Annotated in this window: 20 protein-coding genes and 1 tRNA gene; 7 read left to right on the top strand and 14 right to left on the bottom strand. The window is 41.2% G+C overall.

Translation table 11 applies throughout. The features are described 5' to 3' along the window. Positions 1-39 precede the first annotated feature (39 nt). From PQ461_RS07695 to PQ461_RS07720, 6 genes are all read left to right on the top strand, one after another. Positions 40-912, top strand: coding sequence for a hypothetical protein (locus PQ461_RS07695; protein WP_274302983.1), 873 nt, complete (start codon positions 40-42; stop codon positions 910-912). Positions 913-1003: 91 nt separating this feature from the next. Further along, positions 1004-1744 carry a hypothetical protein gene (locus tag PQ461_RS07700; RefSeq protein WP_274302986.1) on the top strand — a complete coding sequence of 247 codons (741 nt, stop codon included), beginning with the start codon at positions 1004-1006 and terminating at the stop codon, positions 1742-1744. A gap of 168 nt (positions 1745-1912) precedes the next feature. Then, the gene (locus PQ461_RS07705) at positions 1913-2551 is read left to right on the top strand and encodes a hypothetical protein (protein WP_274302989.1); all 639 of its coding nucleotides are present in this window, start codon (positions 1913-1915) and stop codon (positions 2549-2551) included. A gap of 83 nt (positions 2552-2634) precedes the next feature. Beyond that, entirely contained in the window at positions 2635-3144 is a 510-nt protein-coding gene (locus PQ461_RS07710) for a P-loop nucleotide/nucleoside kinase family protein (protein ID WP_274302991.1), read from the top strand. Further along, positions 3145-3717 (top strand): Crp/Fnr family transcriptional regulator, encoded by a 573-nt coding sequence (locus tag PQ461_RS07715; protein ID WP_274302993.1) that lies wholly within the window; start codon positions 3145-3147, stop codon positions 3715-3717. Positions 3718-3787: 70 nt separating this feature from the next. After that, positions 3788-4225: a carboxymuconolactone decarboxylase family protein gene (locus PQ461_RS07720; protein WP_274302995.1), complete on the top strand. Its 438-nt coding sequence runs from the start codon at positions 3788-3790 to the stop codon at positions 4223-4225. 55 nt (positions 4226-4280) lie between these two features. On the opposite strand, the gene PQ461_RS07725 is transcribed toward PQ461_RS07720, so the two are convergent. The 7 genes from PQ461_RS07725 to PQ461_RS07755 all read right to left on the bottom strand — a co-directional run bounded on the left by PQ461_RS07725 (position 4281) and on the right by PQ461_RS07755 (position 9709). Continuing rightward, positions 4281-4643 (bottom strand): hypothetical protein, encoded by a 363-nt coding sequence (locus tag PQ461_RS07725; protein WP_274302996.1) that lies wholly within the window; start codon positions 4641-4643, stop codon positions 4281-4283. 82 nt (positions 4644-4725) lie between these two features. Then, on the bottom strand, positions 4726-5214 hold the full coding sequence (locus tag PQ461_RS07730) for an Lrp/AsnC family transcriptional regulator (protein WP_274302997.1): 489 nt from the start codon (positions 5212-5214) through the stop codon (positions 4726-4728). 292 nt (positions 5215-5506) lie between these two features. Beyond that, positions 5507-6715, bottom strand: coding sequence for a DUF2252 domain-containing protein (locus tag PQ461_RS07735; protein WP_274302998.1), 1209 nt, complete (start codon positions 6713-6715; stop codon positions 5507-5509). 45 nt (positions 6716-6760) lie between these two features. After that, complete coding sequence (locus PQ461_RS07740) at positions 6761-7426, bottom strand: MgtC/SapB family protein (RefSeq protein ID WP_274303001.1); 666 nt, start codon at positions 7424-7426, stop codon at positions 6761-6763. Between the two features lie 46 nt (positions 7427-7472). After that, positions 7473-8042, bottom strand: a complete 570-nt coding sequence (locus PQ461_RS07745) for an outer membrane beta-barrel protein (protein WP_274303003.1) — start codon at positions 8040-8042, stop codon at positions 7473-7475. 231 nt (positions 8043-8273) lie between these two features. Then, complete coding sequence (locus PQ461_RS07750; RefSeq protein WP_274303007.1) at positions 8274-9434, bottom strand: SDR family oxidoreductase; 1161 nt, start codon at positions 9432-9434, stop codon at positions 8274-8276. Between the two features lie 17 nt (positions 9435-9451). Next, positions 9452-9709, bottom strand: a complete 258-nt coding sequence (locus tag PQ461_RS07755) for a DMT family transporter (RefSeq protein ID WP_274303009.1) — start codon at positions 9707-9709, stop codon at positions 9452-9454. Positions 9710-10022: 313 nt separating this feature from the next. Here PQ461_RS07755 and PQ461_RS07760 point away from each other — a divergent pair. Continuing rightward, positions 10023-10094 (top strand) — tRNA-Arg (locus PQ461_RS07760). Between the two features lie 70 nt (positions 10095-10164). Here the strand turns inward: PQ461_RS07760 and PQ461_RS07765 are convergent. From PQ461_RS07765 to ychF, 7 genes are all read right to left on the bottom strand, one after another. Beyond that, positions 10165-10554, bottom strand: a complete 390-nt coding sequence (locus tag PQ461_RS07765) for a protease inhibitor I42 family protein (protein ID WP_274303012.1) — start codon at positions 10552-10554, stop codon at positions 10165-10167. 102 nt (positions 10555-10656) lie between these two features. Continuing rightward, a complete protein-coding gene (locus PQ461_RS07770) occupies positions 10657-11331 on the bottom strand; it encodes a hypothetical protein (protein WP_274303016.1) in 675 nt (224 codons plus the stop codon). Between the two features lie 196 nt (positions 11332-11527). Continuing rightward, entirely contained in the window at positions 11528-12976 is a 1449-nt protein-coding gene (locus tag PQ461_RS07775; RefSeq protein ID WP_274303019.1) for a TolC family protein, read from the bottom strand. 2 nt (positions 12977-12978) lie between these two features. Then, positions 12979-16149, bottom strand: coding sequence for an efflux RND transporter permease subunit (locus tag PQ461_RS07780; protein WP_274303022.1), 3171 nt, complete (start codon positions 16147-16149; stop codon positions 12979-12981). Positions 16150-16188: 39 nt separating this feature from the next. Continuing rightward, a complete protein-coding gene (locus PQ461_RS07785) occupies positions 16189-17325 on the bottom strand; it encodes an efflux RND transporter periplasmic adaptor subunit (RefSeq protein WP_274303024.1) in 1137 nt (378 codons plus the stop codon). Positions 17326-17429: 104 nt separating this feature from the next. Continuing rightward, positions 17430-17822 carry a hypothetical protein gene (locus PQ461_RS07790; RefSeq protein ID WP_274303027.1) on the bottom strand — a complete coding sequence of 131 codons (393 nt, stop codon included), beginning with the start codon at positions 17820-17822 and terminating at the stop codon, positions 17430-17432. Positions 17823-18036: 214 nt separating this feature from the next. Continuing rightward, positions 18037-19134, bottom strand: a complete 1098-nt coding sequence (gene ychF, locus PQ461_RS07795; RefSeq protein WP_274303029.1) for a redox-regulated ATPase YchF — start codon at positions 19132-19134, stop codon at positions 18037-18039. Positions 19135-19188 lie beyond the last annotated feature (54 nt).

Consider the following 19188-nt stretch of genomic DNA (forward strand, 5'->3'; position numbering starts at 1 on the left):
TTGCCGTTTGTTAAGTAGTTGATTATTGATATTGCAGCCATGAATAGTTCAACATCAGACAATCGCGATTTTAGTACCATCAGCCCTTCGGCGGTATCACTCATGTATCTTAAAGCGCTTACGGATATCCCTTATGCGCGTGAGGCCGTAAATGCAATCAACATACAGAATACGTTAGATGTTGATGCTGCAGGGCAGCCGGCTATGTTTTGGGGAAAGGTACTGCATTTTGAAAGCCGTTATAAAAGCGTAGACAGCTTATTGAAAGATATAAGTATCACTAATATCCTCGAAATATCATCAGGCTTTTCATTAAGGGGATTGGCCGCTATGGAAAACACTGCTGTACATTATATAGATACCGACCTACCCGATGTTATAGACACTAAACGCAAGTTGATTGAAAAATTAAGCCCGGATGCCTTAGCGGGTAATAGCCGTTTGAAGGTTATGCCCCTTAACGCGCTCGACGAAGACGCTTTTATGCAAACAGTTAACCTATTGCCACCAGGTGAAATTGTGATATTGAACGAAGGTTTGCTGATGTATCTTAATACTGAGGAGAAACGCAAATTGTGTACTATCATCCGCAAGGTTTTACAAAAACGTGGTGGCTGCTGGATTACTGCCGATGTATATGTGAAAAGAAAAGAAGACCGTGCTTTATTTGGAAACGATAAACTCGATAAATTTTTCAAAGATCATCATATCGAAGACAATAAGTTTGATGATTTTGAGTCTGCAGCAAGATTTTTTGAAGAAAATGGATTTAAATTGGATAAAGAAGCTGTGACAGATCGTACAGAATTAAGTTCGCTTAATCAGTTTTTAGAAGTGACACCACCAGATGTGTTAGAGAAATTCAGAAACCGGGGGAAGATACAGGCAACGTGGCGACTTAAAGCTTTATAATGGATATGTTGACAACCTGTGGCGCTATGCCCGTGTAATTTTAAACAAACAGTAACGTTTTCTGTATTACTTATAAGTTTAAAACACATCTATGAAAAAAATATTCAACGCTACTTTTTTATTTTTTGCCCTTATTGCTGCATCTAATGCAAATGCACAAACCAGCAACTGGATGGGTAAAAACGTTGCCGGCGCTATACAAATAGGAGGCACTTATCGTAATACGGATCTGGGTCAGATAAACAGTGCCTTAAATGCAAACGGTATACCATCGTTAAAAGGTAACGATTTCTGGATCAACGCCAGTATGATGCACGTTCACAAAAAGGTAATATTTGAAGATGGTATCGGTTTTACGCCAACTTCATCTGCCGATAACAATAACGGTTTAAAAGCTAAATTTAACCAGGCACAGTTATTCGCCCGCATTGGGTATGATATTGCCGACGGCCCTAATTACCGCTTTTTCCCATTCGCAGGTATTAACTTAACAGGTGCTATGCTACGCATTCAGGATAAAAACCGTATCAATGCCACCGATGATTTCTCAACTGAGCTATTAAACAGCACATCGAGCAAAACTTTTTACCAGGGAAACTTTGGCATTGATTTAGGCCTCGGCTTTGATTATGCCATACCGGTTAAGGCTAAAACGGTTGACTGCTTTACTATTAAACGCAGTATACCTATCGGCATTAGGGGCGGTTATTACATCAATGCAGCAAAAAGCGACTGGCACGTTGACGACCACTCGTTAAATGGTGCCAATAAAAGCCAGAGTGCTGTATTTTTATCGCTTGCCATTGGTTTAGGGTACGAGATCAGCAAATAACGTTAGAAACACATATTGAAATTGAAAGTCCGGGATGAACGACAAAGTTCTTCCGGACTTTTTTATTGCGTTCCATCGCCTGGCAATATTTATAATCACTTGTTATAATTATGAATATTTGTGCGTATAAGATTAAGAGAGAAATAAATTCACTTAATTTTGCAGCGTATGAAGCCTAAATACTTATTAATTATTGTCGCATTTTGTGTGATCAATTTTGCAGCTAAATCCCAAACACTGTCTGCTATCAATGTTAAAGTGACTGATTTCCAAGTGCAGTTAACCACCTCTAAATTTATTGTCGGTGATGTAATGATCAGTGTTGACAGCAAGGGACGAGTAAGGTGCGACCGTTATTTTGACTATACTGATACTCATGCAGAGTATGATGAAACGACTGACAATGAGTGGGAGTTTGAACATACGGGGCGCATAGGGCGCACAAAGGTGGCTTACCTGGATCAGGCAGACGGCTTTGATAACGTTGGTAAAGTAAAATCGGTGGGGAATGTAAAAATCACTTATTATGACCGCTTCGATATGGATAACCAGGGAAAGGTGAAATCGATCGGTAATGTCACTTTTACTTATTATGATCGTTTTGATCAGGACAATAAGGGTAAGATTAAATCAATTGGCGATGTTAAATTAACTTACTATGACCGTTTCGACAATGACAATGCTGGTAAATTAAAGCAAATAGGTAACACACAGTTTGCTTATTATGACCGGTTTGACGGAAACCGAAAAGGTATGGTGAAATCAATAAAGGGAAAAACAGAACTATTGAATATCTATTATATGTAAAGTTCCGGGCAGCGGCTGTTAATTTCAGATGCTTATTAATATTGCTATGATGTAATCGCTTATATGAGTAATATTTGAAATTTATGAAGGTAATATTATTTAGAGGCAGGCCAGGGACAGGTAAAACTACCTTATCTAAACTATTAGCCGGTTGCATTCATAGTATGGTTTTAAGTAAAGATGATCTTTACGATGCTGTAGCTGCTATAATACCCGATCACGATTTGCGAAACAAGGCAGCGTATGACGCTTTGTACCGTATTTTGAAAAGCAATAGCACCACTTCAATTACGATCATCTTAGATTTTCCCTTTCAAACCGATAGCGATCTTAGTGTTATTAAAGGCTGGTGCCATGATCATGGTGTAAAACTAAAAGTTATACTGGTAACGTGTAGCAATGAAGCTTTATGGTCGGCAAGATTACAAAGCAGGAATGATAACCCCAGACCCAATCAGCTTATTACCAGTTTTGAGGAATTTAAAAAGCGCTATGGAGTGATGCATTTAACGGCAAAGGATGATGAACTGTTGGCAGATACGGTTGAGCCTGCTGATATAATTCTGGAAAGAATAATTAAGTATATTGAATAAATGTTTCCACAACTCTCAGCACATATCAGGCGTTTTGTTCAGCTTACTGCCAATGAAGAGGAAATACTGTTTGCCAAACTGCAGCACATTAAGCTAAAAAGAAAAGAATACCTTTTGCAAGCCGGTAAACAATGCGCTGGAAACTATTTTGTGTTGAAAGGCTGTCTGCGGCAATATTTTGTGAACCAGAAGCTTAATGAGCAGATTATTCAGTTTGGGCTGGAAGATTGGTGGATTGCTGATCAGGACAGTTTATTAAACCACCAGCCTGCAACAACCTATATACAAGCTATAGAAAATTGCGAACTTTTATTATTGCCTGAAAATGAGCGGCAAGATCTATTTAATAGGGTACCCGCTGTTGAACGGTATTTCTTCATCATGATGCAAAAGGCTTATGTGGCATCGCAAAGGCGCATTGGATTCATCTTCAACCAATCTGACGAAGAACGTTTCCGTTATTTTTCGAAACTGAACCCGGCCTTTGTTCAGCGTGTTCCCCAATACATGCTGGCAAGTTATCTTGGTTTTACGCCGCAGTTTATGAGCAGGCTAAGGGCCAAAAAAGTATAATTTCTTAAACTCAGTTCATTTTTTTGAAGGCGCTTGTATGGCACCTTTGTGTTAACAAAACAATAAAAAAATGAGCAGAATTAAAATTGACCAGGTAGAGCCGGCTGCATACAAAGCTATGTATGCTTTAGAAAATTATTTAAAAACCACCGGCATTGATCCCAGGCATAAAGAGCTGATAAAAATAAGGGCATCGCAGATTAATGGCTGTGCATTTTGTATTGATATGCACACTAAAGATGCCCGTAAGCTTGGTGAAACAGAGCAGCGCATTTACGCATTAAATGCCTGGCGCGAAACACCTTTTTTCGACGAGCAAGAACGCGCTTTACTGGCGCTTACAGAAGCAGTGACCCTGATCAGCAGCAATCATGTGCCGGACGAAGTGTGGAACAAAGCTGCCGCCGTTTTTGACGAAGTTTATCTTTCGCAAATGATAATGGCAATAGCAACGATAAATGCATGGAACCGGATAGCCATCAGCACCCGTATGGAACCAGCATTGTAATCGTTAACGCAAGCAAATAACAAAGCCGTATTGCGTCCAATACGGCTTTGTTATATTAAGCCTTCTCGCCAGGTGGCGGAGGTGTTGTTGTGTTTTTCTTTTTGAAAAGCTTATTGAACACCTTACCGGGTGATGGCGGCGGCTGAGGACCTTCTGGTTTAGCCGGGGTGGCCTTGCTTTTCTCGCTTTCTGTAGTTACAGGTTCTTTTTCAGCGGCAGGTTTCTCTGCCGTTTTTTTATGCTTTTTAAAGGGATTGATCTTATTGAACACCTCGCCGGGTGATGGCGGCGGCGGAGGTGGGGTTGGTGGTGTAGTTTGTGCATTAGCATGTAACGACACAACCGTTAATGCAATTGTGACTGGTAAAGCCAGTGCTGCCCTTAAGGCAATCTTGCGGTTAGATTTTTTATTGGTCATAAGCAATGTTTATTGAACTTTTCTTACAGCGCTAAAATTAACTAAAAATTACAAAGTGCGATAATATGATTGAAACTGTTAATTACTTGCCTTTCTTTTTATTCAGGGTAAGCGGAAAGCCGGCATCGCGTTTGGCTTCTTTTAACACAAATGTTGTTTGTACAGATCCCAGCGGAACGACCTTGAAAAGCTTATTCATTAAAAAATCGTGGTAGGCTTCCAGATCTTTAATAGCAACTTTTAATAAATAATCATACTCGCCCGACATTTGGTAACACTCCAGCACCTCATCAAACTTGATAATATCATCAACAAAGTGGCTCAGGTTTTCGTGCGAATGGTTACGTATATGCACTTGGGTAAAAGCCATCATACCAAACCCGATTTTCTTATGGTCAAGCACGGCAATGTAACCCTTTATATAACCCTGTTCCTGTAAGCGCTTTATTCTTTCATAAATAGGGGTAGCCGTTTTATTCAGCTTTTCACCAATCTCTTTGTTGGTAAGCCGCGCATTTTGTTGCAAAAGCTGCAATATGCGGATATCGGTTTCATCTAATACTTCATTCATTTCAAAAAGATATTCTGCTGTAGCGATATATAATTGGTTGTAATAAACTAAAAATCTAACATTGTGGTAAATGGTAGAATATTCATCCAAATTTAAGTTATTTTTAAGAAAATATATTATAGTGCCGATATTTGCAGTGTCAAAAAAAGCATAGTACGCTTGTGTTGGGGAACGCAAGCTTATCAATAGTTTTATAGTTAGTTTAGTTAGTTAATGAAAAGGTTGCAGTTAATAGCTGCAACCTTTTCATTTTCATGTTATTTCCTGATAACTATTGTTATATCTCCTAAGGTTAAGCTAAAGCAAACTTTCCGTCTTTATAATCTGCCGTAAACTGGTCGTAATCCTTTTCTACCTGTTGTAAATACCCGGCTGCATATTCAAGTAATTTGGGCTGCCAGTCGTTTCGTTTTGCAAAAGCAATTAATTCATCAGTAATTGCAGAACCCTGCCTGCCGCTGCTGCGGATTTGAGCAGAAGCGGTTAACACAGCCATTGATCTGATCACGCTTTCAATATCCTTGTAATTATTTTCAATCAATTCAAAATTGATCTTATCTGCCAGGGGTTGCATTTCCTGAAAAATGTACGATTCGCCTTCAAATTCAATTTCACTTAATAATGCCGGCGGGATGTTTTGCATCCGGCGTTTTAAAGAGATTAACCGCTCGGCTTCCGATTTCCATTCGGGTTGTTTAACTGTAACATATGGCGATAGGCAAGATGGCCGTGTTTGCTTCATTTCAACAATCAGGTACTTATGTTTGTTATTGTTGCTTTGCAGTAAAAACATGTATCGTTTTAATCCTACGCTTCCGGTACCTGCTACACGGAATGCAATATCTTTGATTTCATAGTGGTTAGGCCACTCGGGTACATGCTCAATCCACCCGGCTATTTTAAGCTTTAATGATTCCTTCAAGGTGGGGTCAATGTTAAAATGCGTTTTGTTATCTATTGCTATTTTTAACGCGGCAGCCTTGCCCTGACAAACATGCCGTATCAGGTCGCCCTCTTTCCGTTTTTTAACAGTTTTCATAAAGTCCTTTATAAGTCCTTTGGCTGTCCTTGGATCAATATAATAGGCCTTACCTCCTGAAAGGGTGGTAGTGTATGTATCTAAAAACAGCCTTGCAGCCTTTTTTGCCTCTGCCGGGCTTATGTTTAGTGTATCAAAGGCAACAAAAATGCTTGTAAGTACCCTTACAACCTCCCATGTTAGCGGGGCAAGTATAGATTCATCAAAATCATTCAGGTCAAAATACACCATGCGGTTATCGCCTTTATAACTACCAAAGTTTTCTAAATGCAGATCGCCGCATATCCAACTTGCCGGGCCATCCGGAAAATCTTTGGCTTTGCTTAAGTCTTCATAGAAAAGATGACAAGTACCTCTGAAGAACCGAAAAGCGTTTTCTAACATCAGTTTATATTTCAACTGTACCATTTCCGGTATCAGCCCATTATTATAATTGGTTAACCGTTGATATATACTTGCCATATAGTTAAAGATGATTGAAGGGGTGAATAAATGTTTACTGCCGCATTACCACTCAAATGAAAGTATCGACTGATTATCTAAAAGCCATTGATTAAGTAATATCAGGTTGCTCTCTTTGCCAGAGATCGTGAATTGAAAAATGATCTGCTGATCGTTTCGTAAGATCTTTGTTTTTTTCAACTGTAGTTTAAGGTCTAAGGCTTTCTGCTGTAGCAGATCACCCATGTAATTATTCCGGAATACTACTTTATACGTCCGGTGCTGGAATTTATAATCTACCCATTCCTGGATGAAATCAAGTGCATACAGTATAAACAATGCCATCACGAGGGCTATGCCGGCCAATGGATAATTGCCAATACCAATTAGCATACCTATAGCGGCAGCCACCCATATAGATGCGGCTGTAGTAATACCGGTTATTGAAGAATTGTTGCGAAAAATAACCCCGGCGCCTATAAAGCCTATTCCAGTTATAATATTTGCAGCAATACGGTCACGGTTGTCCTGAACACCTAATAGGTAGGAGCAGATGGTAAAAATAGTGGCGCCCACACATATTAAACCTATGGTACGAAAACCGGCAGATTTACCACGGATCTCTCTTTCTAATCCGAGCACAGAACCGGCAATTACTGAAATCAGCAGTTTAGCAATTTCATTTCCATAAACAGTTTGGGTGGGATGGGTTAAAAAATAAGTGAGCTCCATATATACACTCAGTTTAATAATTTAATCAGCTTATTTTACAAGATACTTAAAAAAGTGTTGTAGTAATGCCCAATGATAGGCTTAGCGCGTGGAAACGGCTGTGATCGAACCCCGTTCTTTGCAATATATTATACTGCGAGACTTCTATATTTATAGCGAAGCCCTTAAATAAATAATATTCGCTGCCCAACGCCAGTTTTACACTGGGGGCAGTGTTTGATACAGGTGTAAGAATAATGCCATTTTCCGTTTCAAACCCTTTATTGTAGCCTGAGATAGACATCCCTGCCTGTGCTATGCCATAAAAAGCTAATTTATCATGGATATGGGTGCGATATCCGCCGCCCAGTACCAGAAAATTATTCGACATTCTGTCCCTGATAATATTTGAATAGTTGGTGGTGCCGTTACTCGTATATCTGTTATTAAGGTCGTCATAATTAAAACGCATAAACCAGTGGCTTTGAGGTAAGCGGTATTCTACAGCGCTGGAGAATATAAAGCCAGAGTTTATTTGCGCATTATTTGAGGCAGAAGGAATACTTATCCCATACAATTCAGGGAAATAAATACGGGAGCCAACACTACTTTTCTGGGCGTATACTTTGTTGCACATCAACAGCAGGATAATTGATGTAAAATAGAGAACAACCTTTAAAGGTAGGCTGCCTTTAAAACAAACTTGCATTGTTTACAGTATCAGCATCTTAATTGAAAAATCATTTCACAAACTTTGAGTTGACTTTTCACTAAACGGGGCGCAATAGCCAGATTGCGCCGGGTTAAAGGCACAATCTGTTACTGCTTTATATAATATAATAGGGGTAAAGCGATTTAAAGAGTTTGATCACGGATCTATTGCGCCTTCTAACAGGTTGATGCGCTCGATATATTTCAAACACTTATGAATGTATACATGGCCTGGCAGGGAAGGAGTGATACCCAGATCCTCAATAATGCGGGAGTTGTCAAATCGTTGTCCTAACTCTGCAAATTCTATGTAAGGGTCTAATCCTGCAAAAAGGATCCTTAGATTGGTTACATCTTCAAAACTTTCCTCAATATAATCCAGGTAATCCTGGTGCTCAAATAATTCATGATTTGAAGGAAGCTTGCCTTTAGCCCAAAGTTTTAAAGGGTTAAGCATTTCTTTACCAACAAACTGGTGTGGCAACAGGTCATCAAAATGATGATCAAACACCTTTGCCAATTGCAAAGCCGATGTACAGGCATCGTTACCGGCAGATATATGATAAACACGGTAGTTTCTTTTTACAAAAAGCAGTTGTGTCATTACATCGGCGACAAAATCAACAGGAACCATATCCAAAGACGCATACGGGTTGGCAGGCACTAAGCGTAACTTGTTCATGGTTGCAAGCGCCCATAAAATTACAGGCGAACGAGGTTCAATGCCCCGGCTATCGCCCATAATAATAGATGGCCTGACAACAAGTATCTTATCTTCGGGCAGGTGTTCTTTTAATAATTGTTCACCTCTGAGTTTAGTGTAAGTATATTTTACTAAATGAGTGGCGTTATTATTTGGAGATTCATCTTCGGTCACCAACCTGTGTTTTACATCTTTTCCGCAGATGGTAGCAGTGCCTACATACATAAATGTGTTAAGGCTGTTCAGCTGCTTTGCCCATAATAAAATTTTTGTCAGGCCACCGATGTTTGCCTTTTCAACCAGGTCATCTTTTACTTTGGCAAATGATGTATTGGCTGCAGAATGAATAATGGTTGTAACGTTGTTTAATAAAGGACTCTGTTTTAATTGAGTGGTAAGGCCGTCATCAAATAAGTCGCCGATGACAGGGATGATCTTCGTTTCATCAAATTCGTCGTTATGCAGCGCAAATATGTGCTGTAGTCGATTCCGCCCATCCTCAACTGATGCCGCCCTTATCAGGCAAAAAATTTTGTTTACTTCGCTCTTTTTGGAAAGTTTTACCAAAACCTCACCACCGACGAGGCCGGTTGCACCTGTCAAAAATATTTCCATTTTAATACAATTATATACTAGTCAAAAAGCTCCAGTCCGAGGATACCAAGTATGATCAGAGAGATTGATACTACCTTTGCTATAGATACCTGCTCTTTAAAGAACAGAATGCCGATAATGGCTATCAATGCTGTGCCTGCGGATGCCCAGATGCCGTAGGCTATACCTACTTCCATTTTTTCGAGTACAAACACAAGGGCCGCCAGGCTGGAGCTGTAAAAAACAAACACTAAGACAGATGGAATCAACTTGGTGAAGCCTTCGGCGTATTTCATGGAGATGGTTCCTAGTACCTCAAAAACAATCCCAATAAAAAGATATACCCACTTCATTTAGTTATCATACTGGCTGGTATTTAATATCAGCCTTTTCATTTATCTCCTGACAAATGTTGAAAACGATAGTGAAGATTTGATTAAGAAGTGCATTAGAAATATATTAGAAGTGTATTAGAGCTATATTGGAAATGCTATGCATTATATTTTTCGATGGTTTGTAGTATTATAATCGCTTTACGGATACTGTTACGACAAGAAACCAAATTGAGGCCCAAAACCTCTTAAAATAATTTATATTTGCGCACCATTAGTTCCCGTAGTTCAATGGATAGAATGTCAGATTCCGGTTCTGATGATGGGGGTTCGAATCCCTTCGGGAACACAAAAAAGGCGGTTTAATTTAAACCGCCTTTTGTTTTCCAAGCAAAAAGTTAAAATGATTTTGCCTTTAATTACTGCACAGCAATTGTATCAGTGAACATCGGTATTGAATCTGTTTTAGTTCGTGAGGCAGTTATTTTTAAAACAGATGACCCTGTTTTCATAGCCGAGAATTTCCAGGTATCTGTTCCAAAATCTCCCATCATAGATTTGTTGGAGGGGTCTTTATGGCTGTGACTAATTAAAGTAAGTATTGAGGCATCAAGTATGGGGTCGTTAAAACGATAGCCGTTATCACCCGGATTGCCTAAAGTTAACAGAAAGGTTTGGCCTGCTTTTACTGCTAATGTTTTACCTGAATCGTACTCTGTTAATGTTTTAACAGGTTCATTATTATCTTTTTTGCATGAAGCAAAAGCAAATAATGAAATCAGAATTATGGCTGCGAAGTTTTTAGTCATGATTATAAGATTAGGTTAATGAAGGTTATAATCATAATACGCGATAATGTCATTTAGTGATACACGCAATGCATTATTAATCCAGATATCTTGTTGGTTTTATTACAACCCATTATAATAAGTGATCAACTTTTTTAAATCATCTTCATTATTAAAATTGATTTTTTGACTATCTATATAGCTTTTTAGCTGAGGTGCTTTGTCATTTAAAACGGCAAGTAATTGTTCTCTGTTAGGTTTAATTCTTGCTATTTTGTTGTCCCTGAAAATATAGTAGGTTCGGGTCTCAGTATATCTTCCGTCAATGGGAGCATTGTTGTCATCTCTCGTTTGTCTTATGGAAACTTTATTGTGTTTAAGCAGCATTGTTTTGCCTGCAGCAATCACTTCATAATAAGTATCACTTTTTAAGCCATCTATTTTCGGAAACTGACTGGCAAATACCCGCTCACGGTCGCCATAAAGTGTGAAGATTTTTACAGGCGTTGCAAATCTTTGAGGTTCGTCGCCTTTGTTATAAACAAAAGTTAAAAGATTATTACTCTCATCAAATTTTAACATGAGCCCTTTAAATGTTTTACCATCCAGATTGGTAATTTGTCCGGGCACCCAGTCATCGTATACATAAGGCGAACCTTTAACCTTTGCAAAAGTACTTACAGGTATTGGGTTGCCTAAGTTGTCAGTAACAGGGGTTTGCGAGTTTGACCCATATTGTGCATATGCACTTACACTAAACAAAAGGGCTATCGGTAGAAATTGGAATATCTTTTTCATGATTAAACTGATAGTGACTATATATGCCGTATGCAGAAAATTTTATTCGGGCATTGGTTTAAATGTTATTACTACTAACGTACTAATAATGAACAACATTACCAACTATATCAGTTATGAAATTTGTTGGGGTCCCTTGTTGTTAAATAAAGGCGCAATAAGAAAAGCGGGCACTTTAACAATGCCCGCTCAGGTGTTATTTCCAACCACCACCTAACGCACGGTAGAGGCTTACTTCATTTAAAAAGATATTCTTCTTGGCGTTGGCCATTTCCAATTCAGCATCAAGTACATTGCGCTGAGCGGTAATTACTTCCAGATAAGATGCCCGGCCAACCAGGTACAAATCATTGGATACCTGTACTGCATTTTTTAAAGAGTTTACTTCCTGTTGTTTGTAGCTGAAAAACTTGCTGTAGTTTTCCATGCCTTTCAGGCTGTTCATTACTTCCTGATAGCCGGAGATCACCGCTTTTTGATAGCCATACAGGGCTGCTTTAGCCTCGGCAACTTTATAGTTGTAGTTCGATTTAATGCGGCTGCGGTTTAACAAGGGCGCTGTTAAGCCACCAATAATCCCAAACACTGCCGAACCCGGATTAAACAATACTGCTGCCTTAAAGGCATTATAACCAGCATACGGCGTAAGTGTTAACGAAGGGAAAAAGGCAGCACGTGCCGAACGGATGTCTGCATTAAGTGCCGTTAGCTCTAACTCTGCCTGGCGAATGTCGGGACGGTTAAGCAGCAGTTGCGTAGGTACGCCTGTTTTTAATTTCTCAGGCATGGTCAACGTCATGATTGAAGTATCGCGCAAAACAGGCGCGTTAAATTTACCTGTCAATAACCTGAGCTGATTTTCAGTTTCGGTAATTTGCTGGGAAGTTGTGTATTGCAAGCCGCGGGTATGTGCCAGCTGTGCCTCAAACTGCTGTACGGCAAGTTCTGTAGCACGGCCACCCAGTTTTTGTACTTTAACAATTTCAAGTGCGTTTTCCTGCAACACAATGTTGCGCTTAATGATATTCAGTTCAAGGTCAAGCGCCAGTAGCTGGTAATATTGCGAAGCAATTTCCGCAGCCAGCTCGGTTGTAATTAACCTGAAGCCACTTTGTGTTGCCAGAAATCGTGCTAAGGCAGCTTTCTTTTGGTTATTCAGCTTTCCCCAGATGTCAATCTCCCACGAGCTGCGCAAACCGATAAAATAATCAGGCGTAGGGTTGGGGATACGCTGTTTATCATTAATGTTTGGCGATAGGTTGGTATCATAGTTACCAACGCCGTTCATGGTATAGTCGCCATAGCGCTCAATACCTGCGCTTGCATTAAAATCTATGGTAGGCAACAGTAACGATTTGCTGTACTTTAAGTTAGCGCCAGCCATTTGTATGCGTTGCAATGCGCCCTGCAAATCAAGGTTAGCGTGCAAAGCGGTATCAATTAATTGCAGCAGGTAAGCATCCCTGAAAAAACTTCTTACCGGGGTGTTGCCTGCGTTTGTAGTATCGGTTGTACGTTCAAATGTGTCTGGTAAAACCATAGCCGATTTTACCGTTACGGCTTTGTAGTTTTTACAGCCTGCCGCTACAAACAGCAGCAAGATAAATATGGATGTATATTTATGATAGTTTTTCAAAGTGTGCATAATCAGTTCATGTTAACAGAATCGGTTTCTAATACCGGGTGATGGGCATGTTCTTGTTTTGGCTTTTGTTTACGGGCTGCCAGAGTTGCAAAAATCACATACAAGCCAGGGATAAGCAGCAAACCGAAAATGGTACCGAAAAGCATACCCCCGGCAGCAGCTGTACCTATTGAACGGTTACCCATTGCACCTGCGCCGGAGGCAATACACAATGGTATTAAACCAGCCACAAATGCTAAGGATGTCATCAGGATGGGGCGCAAACGCGACACCGCGCCTTCAACAGCGGCATTTAAAACACTGAGGCCCTGCTTTTGCCTTTGGACGGCAAACTCGATGATCAGGATGGCATTTTTACCCAGCAAGCCAATGAGCATTACCAATGCCACCTGTGCATAAATGTTATTCTCTAAACCTAAAACCTTGAGGAAGAAAAATGCCCCGAATATGCCCGTAGGTAACGACAGGATTACTGGTAAGGGTAGCAGGAAGCTTTCGTACTGCGCTGCAAGTAACAGGTAAACAAATATTAAACAGATAATGAAAATATAGATGGCCTGGTTACCGGAAAGGATCTGCTCGCGTGTCATGCCCGACCATTCAAAGGTATAACCCTTTGGCAGTGTCTTGGCAGCAACCTGCTTAATGGCGTTAATAGCATCGCCGCTACTGTAACCTGGCGCTGCATCACCCGTTACCATGGCGGAGGTATACATATTATAGCGGGTCAACTGCTCTGGCCCGAAAATACGTTTCATGCTGATGAAGGTGGAGAATGGAACCATTTCGCCTTTATTGTTTTTGATCATCAGCTGCAATACATCTTCAGGTTTCGACCGGAACTCGGGCGAGGCCTGTACCATCACCTTATAAAGCTGCCCAAAGCGGATGAAGTTTGATGCATAATAACTACCCATCAGCGTTTGCAGGGTCGACATTGCTTCGTCAATGGTAATGCCTTTTTGCGCAGCCATAGCTTGGTCCACAGAGATCATATACTGCGGGAAGTTGGCATCGAAACTGCTGAACGCGCCGGAAATCTGCGGCGTTTTATTTAGGGCATCAATGAACTTGTTAGTTGTCTGTGCTGTCTTTTGCAAGTCGCCTGTTCCGGTTTTATCCAATACCCTGATCTCGAAACCGCTGGAGTTACCAAAGCCCGGTACGGTAGGAGGAGGGAAGAACTGGATAGAAGCATCAGCAATGTTACGGCACTTGGCCTCCAGTTCTTTCATCACTTTTTCAAGCGAAGCATCCCGTTCATCCCATGATTTTAAGTTGATCATGGCCATACCATATGAGGCGCCTGCAATCTCATTGACAAGGCTATAACCTGCCAGTGTGGATACAGATTCGATATCTTTTATCGATTTACTTTTCTCCTGTATGGCAGAAAGTACCTGCTCCGTACGTTCAACCGTTGCACCCGATGGTGTGGTAACGTTCACATAAATTACACCCTGGTCTTCGGTAGGGATAAAGCCTGTAGGCAAAATGGCACTTAAACCCCAGGTTGCCGCAAAAAAGAAGGCCAGCATTACAAAGGTGATTATCCTGCGGCCCGCCACTTTGGTTACAAAGCCCGAGTACTTATCAGATATAGCATCATAACGTTTGTTGAAACCGCCAAAGAAACGACCAAGTAAACCTTTGCGTTTGCCTGTGTCCTGATGCTTCAGCATAATGGCGCAAAGGGCAGGGGTAAGTGTTACGGCATTTATACCTGAAATAACAATAGCTATGGCCAGTGTTAACGAAAACTGCCTGTAAAATACACCAACCGGACCCGACATAAATGCTACCGGAACAAAAACTGCCGACATTACCAGCGTAATGGCCACGATTGCTCCGCTGATATCTTTCATGGCGGCAATGGTAGCATCCATCGGCGACAAGTGTTCTTCAGCCATTTTTACGTGTACAGCTTCAACTACCACAATTGCATTATCCACAACAATACCAATGGCCAGTACCAGTGCAAACAGGGTAAGCAGGTTAATGGAGAAACCTAAAGTCTGCATAAAGAACAGTGTACCTATTAATGCCACAGGTACAGCAAGGGCAGGTATTAAGGTAGACCTGAAATCCTGAAGGAAAAGATATACAACAATAAACACTAACAAAAAGGCTTCAACAAGTGTGCGTAGTACCTCGTGTATGGAAGCATCAAGGAAGCGCGAAACGTCATAGTTGACGTTATAGGTCATTCCCGACGGGAACTGTGTAGACTTTAATTCTGCCATGCGCTGTTTGATGTTGTTGATTACATCACGCGCGTTTGATCCCGGCCGCTGCTTGATCATGATAGAAGCTGAAGGCCTGCCATCAGTTTTTGATACCATGCCATAAGTCAAGGCGCCAAACTCTACATCGGCAACCTGTTGCAGCTTTAAAATAGAACCCGTGCTATCTGCACGGAGTACTATATTTTTATACTGATCCGGTTCAAAGAATTTACCCGGATAACGCAATACATACTGCAATAGTTGCGGAGACTTATCAGAACTTTGGCCGGTTTTTCCGGGAGCCGCTTCAACGTTTTGCGCGCGTATGGCTTTAATGACATCATCGGTTGAAACGTGATATGCCGCCATACGGTCGGGTTTTAACCAAACGCGCATGGCATACTCTTTCGCACCCATAATTTCGGCGCGGCCAACACCGTCAATACGTTTAAGCTCTTGCAAAACGTTTATATCGGCAAAGTTATAAATGAACTTTTCGTCAAGCGTGCTGTCCTGGCTCATAACGTTCAGGTACATCAGCATACTGTTCACCTCTTTTTCTGTAGTTACCCCAGCTTTAATAACCTCTTCGGGTAACTCGTCTATGATGGTCGACACGCGGTTTTGTACGTTTACCGCCGCCTGGTCGGGATCTATTCCAACGTTAAAGTAAATCTGTATAACGGTTAAACCGTCGTTACTACATACGGTAGACATGTACGTCATGCCCGGTACGCCGTTAATAGCACGTTCGAGCGGGGTGGCTACTGCTTTGGCGCATACTTCGGCATTTGCACCTGTGTAGTTAGCCGTTACGGTAACTGACGGTGGTACAATGTCCGGAAATTGGGTAACCGGCAAGGTTAGCAACGCCAGTACACCCAATAGGGTAATGATTAATGAAATTACGAGCGACAACACCGGCCGCCTGATAAATATGTTGAACATAGTTTTTAGATAGATAATTAAACATCAGCCCGTGCAGAATTACTGCTTCATGGCCAGCATAGCTGCGGGAGCGGCAGTTGGTTTAATAACCATGCCTTCCCTTACGTTTTGCGTACCTGCAAATAGGATCCGGTCGCCTGGTTTTAAACCTTCGCGTACTACATAGTAGTGTGCGAGGCGGGTAACCGGTGTAAAGCTTTGCATGTGCAGCATATTATGTTTATCTACCACGTAAACGTAGCTCTTGTCCTGTATATCAAATACAGACTGTTGCGGAACAAGTAGTACATCATCCACATCAGTAGAGATATATAGCTTGCCTGTAGCGCCATGGCGCAACAGTTTTTGAGGATTAGGGAAACGTGCGCGGAAAGCGATTGAACCGGTATTTTGTTCAATTTGCCCTTCAACGGTTTCAATCTGGCCGGGGTGACTGTAATTGCTACCATCAGAAAGTACCAGTTTTACCTCTTTGGCAGCCTCAGCTGTAGTTGTTTTGCTTGCGCGCTGATATTGCAGGTACTCGTTTTCGGGGAAACTGAAATAGGCATACATGGCGCTGATGTCTGACAGATCAGTAAGCAGTGCGCCTTCTTCAATCAGGCTTCCTGCTTTAAGCGGTATACGGTCAATAATGCCATCAAAAGGCGCATGTATTGCCGTATACGCCAAATGGTTTTCTGCCGATTGTACCGATGAACGCGCCTCTTCAATGGTTGCCTTCTCTGCGGCCAGTTTAGTTTCAGCTACATCAAGTTCTGATTTGGCAATCACCTTTTTGTTCACCAGTAACTTTGTACGTTCTACCTCAAGTTCGGCAGCACGTGCAGCGGCTACAGCGTTACTCAGCTCAGCTTTGGCCTTGCTTAGCATTACGCGGTATTCTTGGTCATTGATCTTAAAAAGTAGCTGGCCTTTTTTTACCAGCATACCTTCATCAACAAATATTTTTTCGAGAAAGCCTTTTACACGCGTACGTATCTCTACGTTTTTTACGGCCTGTATATCGGCTACATAAGCCTTTTGTAAAACGGTGTCTTTAGCTTTTAAAGTAATAACGGGGAGCTTAAGGCTGTCTGCGTTGTCGGCTTTTTCGGCATTGCCCGATGAGCAGGCCGAGAACATTGCAGGCATTATAATGGCGGCAAGCCAGTAAAAAATTTTCTTACGGTTCATTTTTAGTTTTGATTATAACAAAGCGTTTAGTAACGACATAAAGCCGTTAAAAGATAAGCGGACAACTACTTAAGAGTTGCCGTAAAGCGAAATGTTATATCAAATTAAAAGGGACTGAGCCTGAACAGGAAATTATGATGGGGCGGAAGAAATACCTTCTTTTCCCAAAAACGGCCATAATACGTATGGAGATATTGTACGGCATTAAGCCACTGGAATGTGTGTGTAAATGGTACCTGAAGATTAAATCCTAAAGTACGTGTAAGTACATACCTGTTACGGTTGGCTATCTTGTGGTGCTGGTGGCTGCCGTTGTAATCGTCATCATCGCTGATGTGATGCAGCAGCAGATCTAAAAGTGTATTGTCTGAAAAGCTTGGCCCATTGGTTGCTTTGGCAGCCTCCGCATGAATTTCTGCCGCATCAGTAGGATGAAAGCAGACCAATGCGTTGATCAACCAGACAGAAATCAGTATATAAGCTATTCTTTTCAGCATGGCTGTTACAAAATTAACAATTTATGGCCTTAAAATTTTGTTTACACTTAAAAAGAAGTAAAAAATGATTTGCTTATATGTTCATTTACAGTATAATAAGAAGATTCATATATCAATATATCTTTTTTGTTACACTTTTTATTGTAAAAACATATAAACACAAAACGCGGCATTTGCCGCGCTTGTATTTATATATCAATTGGGGGAAAGGGGTTTATACGTTAAAACGGAAGTGCATAATGTCGCCATCCTGTACAATGTAAGTTTTGCCTTCAACGCTTAGTTTTCCGGCTTCTTTACAAGCGCTTTCAGATCCATATTTTACAAAGTCTTCGTATTTGATCACCTCTGCACGGATAAAGCCTTTTTCAAAATCGCTGTGGATAACACCGGCAGCCTGAGGCGCTGTAAAGCCCTGGGTAATGGTCCAGGCACGTACTTCCTGCACACCGGCAGTAAAATAAGTGCTAAGGTTAAGCAGTTGGTAGGCAGCTTTGATCAATTTGTTTACGCCCGATTCTTCCAGGCCAAGATCGTCAAGGAACATCTGGCGTTCGTCGTAGCTATCTAATTGTGCAATCTCTGATTCAATTTGTGCAGAGATCACCAACACACCGGCGTTTTCTTCTTTCACAGCTTGTTTAACCTGCTCAACATAAGCGTTGCCTGTGTTCACGGATTTTTCCTCAACGTTACAAACATACATTACCGGTTTAGCAGTAAGCAGCCATAGGTCGGCAATAAACTCTTTGTCTTCTTCAGCAACCTGAGCCGTACGTGCAGATTTACCCGCAAGCAGGTGGTTCTTATAAACCGTTAACACATCGTAAGCTTTTTTAGCTTCCTTATCACCGGTTTTTGCTGCCTTTTCTACCTTTTGTAATTTCTTATCAACCGATTCCAGGTCTTTTAGCTGTAATTCGGTGTCAATGATCTCTTTATCGCGGATAGGGTCAACCGAGCCGTCAACATGTATCACGTTATCATCATCAAAACAACGCAGCACGTGGATGATAGCGTTAGTAGCACGGATATTGCCCAAAAACTGGTTACCCAGGCCTTCGCCCTTGCTGGCACCTTTTACAAGCCCGGCAATGTCAACAATCTCAATTGTATTAGGCACAATCTTTTGCGGGTTTACCAGTTCGGCCAGTTTAGTAAGGCGCTCATCAGGTACAGTAATTACACCCACGTTTGGCTCAATAGTACAGAACGGAAAGTTTGCCGCCTGTGCTTTTGCATTTGATAAACAGTTAAAAAGAGTTGATTTTCCCACGTTTGGCAAACCAACTATACCGCATTGTAAACCCATTTCGTTTTATTGTGTTATGTATCGGCGTTGTACGACAAGAAATATACTACGCCT

It is taken from the genome of Mucilaginibacter sp. KACC 22063 (assembly GCF_028736115.1).
Taxonomy (GTDB): Bacteria; Bacteroidota; Bacteroidia; order Sphingobacteriales; family Sphingobacteriaceae; genus Mucilaginibacter.

Bases quoted from the DNA above. Each gene is read 5' to 3' on its own strand.
- PQ461_RS07785 (WP_274303024.1), bottom strand. From the start codon at position 17,325: ATGAACCGTAAGAAAATTTTTTACTGGCTTGCCGCCATTATAATGCCT.
- PQ461_RS07725 (WP_274302996.1), bottom strand. From the start codon at position 4,643: ATGACCAATAAAAAATCTAACCGCAAGATTGCCTTAAGGGCAGCACTG.
- PQ461_RS07790 (WP_274303027.1), bottom strand. From the start codon at position 17,822: ATGCTGAAAAGAATAGCTTATATACTGATTTCTGTCTGGTTGATCAAC.
- PQ461_RS07765 (WP_274303012.1), bottom strand. From the start codon at position 10,554: ATGACTAAAAACTTCGCAGCCATAATTCTGATTTCATTATTTGCTTTT.
- PQ461_RS07730 (WP_274302997.1), bottom strand. From the start codon at position 5,214: ATGAATGAAGTATTAGATGAAACCGATATCCGCATATTGCAGCTTTTG.
- PQ461_RS07770 (WP_274303016.1), bottom strand. From the start codon at position 11,331: ATGAAAAAGATATTCCAATTTCTACCGATAGCCCTTTTGTTTAGTGTA.
- PQ461_RS07780 (WP_274303022.1), bottom strand. From the start codon at position 16,149: ATGTTCAACATATTTATCAGGCGGCCGGTGTTGTCGCTCGTAATTTCA.
- PQ461_RS07715 (WP_274302993.1), top strand. From the start codon at position 3,145: ATGTTTCCACAACTCTCAGCACATATCAGGCGTTTTGTTCAGCTTACT.
- PQ461_RS07705 (WP_274302989.1), top strand. From the start codon at position 1,913: ATGAAGCCTAAATACTTATTAATTATTGTCGCATTTTGTGTGATCAAT.
- ychF (WP_274303029.1), bottom strand. From the start codon at position 19,134: ATGGGTTTACAATGCGGTATAGTTGGTTTGCCAAACGTGGGAAAATCA.
- PQ461_RS07740 (WP_274303001.1), bottom strand. From the start codon at position 7,426: ATGGAGCTCACTTATTTTTTAACCCATCCCACCCAAACTGTTTATGGA.
- PQ461_RS07695 (WP_274302983.1), top strand. From the start codon at position 40: ATGAATAGTTCAACATCAGACAATCGCGATTTTAGTACCATCAGCCCT.
- PQ461_RS07735 (WP_274302998.1), bottom strand. From the start codon at position 6,715: ATGGCAAGTATATATCAACGGTTAACCAATTATAATAATGGGCTGATA.
- PQ461_RS07710 (WP_274302991.1), top strand. From the start codon at position 2,635: ATGAAGGTAATATTATTTAGAGGCAGGCCAGGGACAGGTAAAACTACC.
- PQ461_RS07775 (WP_274303019.1), bottom strand. From the start codon at position 12,976: ATGCACACTTTGAAAAACTATCATAAATATACATCCATATTTATCTTG.
- PQ461_RS07750 (WP_274303007.1), bottom strand. From the start codon at position 9,434: ATGGAAATATTTTTGACAGGTGCAACCGGCCTCGTCGGTGGTGAGGTT.
- PQ461_RS07755 (WP_274303009.1), bottom strand. From the start codon at position 9,709: ATGAAATACGCCGAAGGCTTCACCAAGTTGATTCCATCTGTCTTAGTG.
- PQ461_RS07720 (WP_274302995.1), top strand. From the start codon at position 3,788: ATGAGCAGAATTAAAATTGACCAGGTAGAGCCGGCTGCATACAAAGCT.
- PQ461_RS07700 (WP_274302986.1), top strand. From the start codon at position 1,004: ATGAAAAAAATATTCAACGCTACTTTTTTATTTTTTGCCCTTATTGCT.
- PQ461_RS07745 (WP_274303003.1), bottom strand. From the start codon at position 8,042: ATGTGCAACAAAGTATACGCCCAGAAAAGTAGTGTTGGCTCCCGTATT.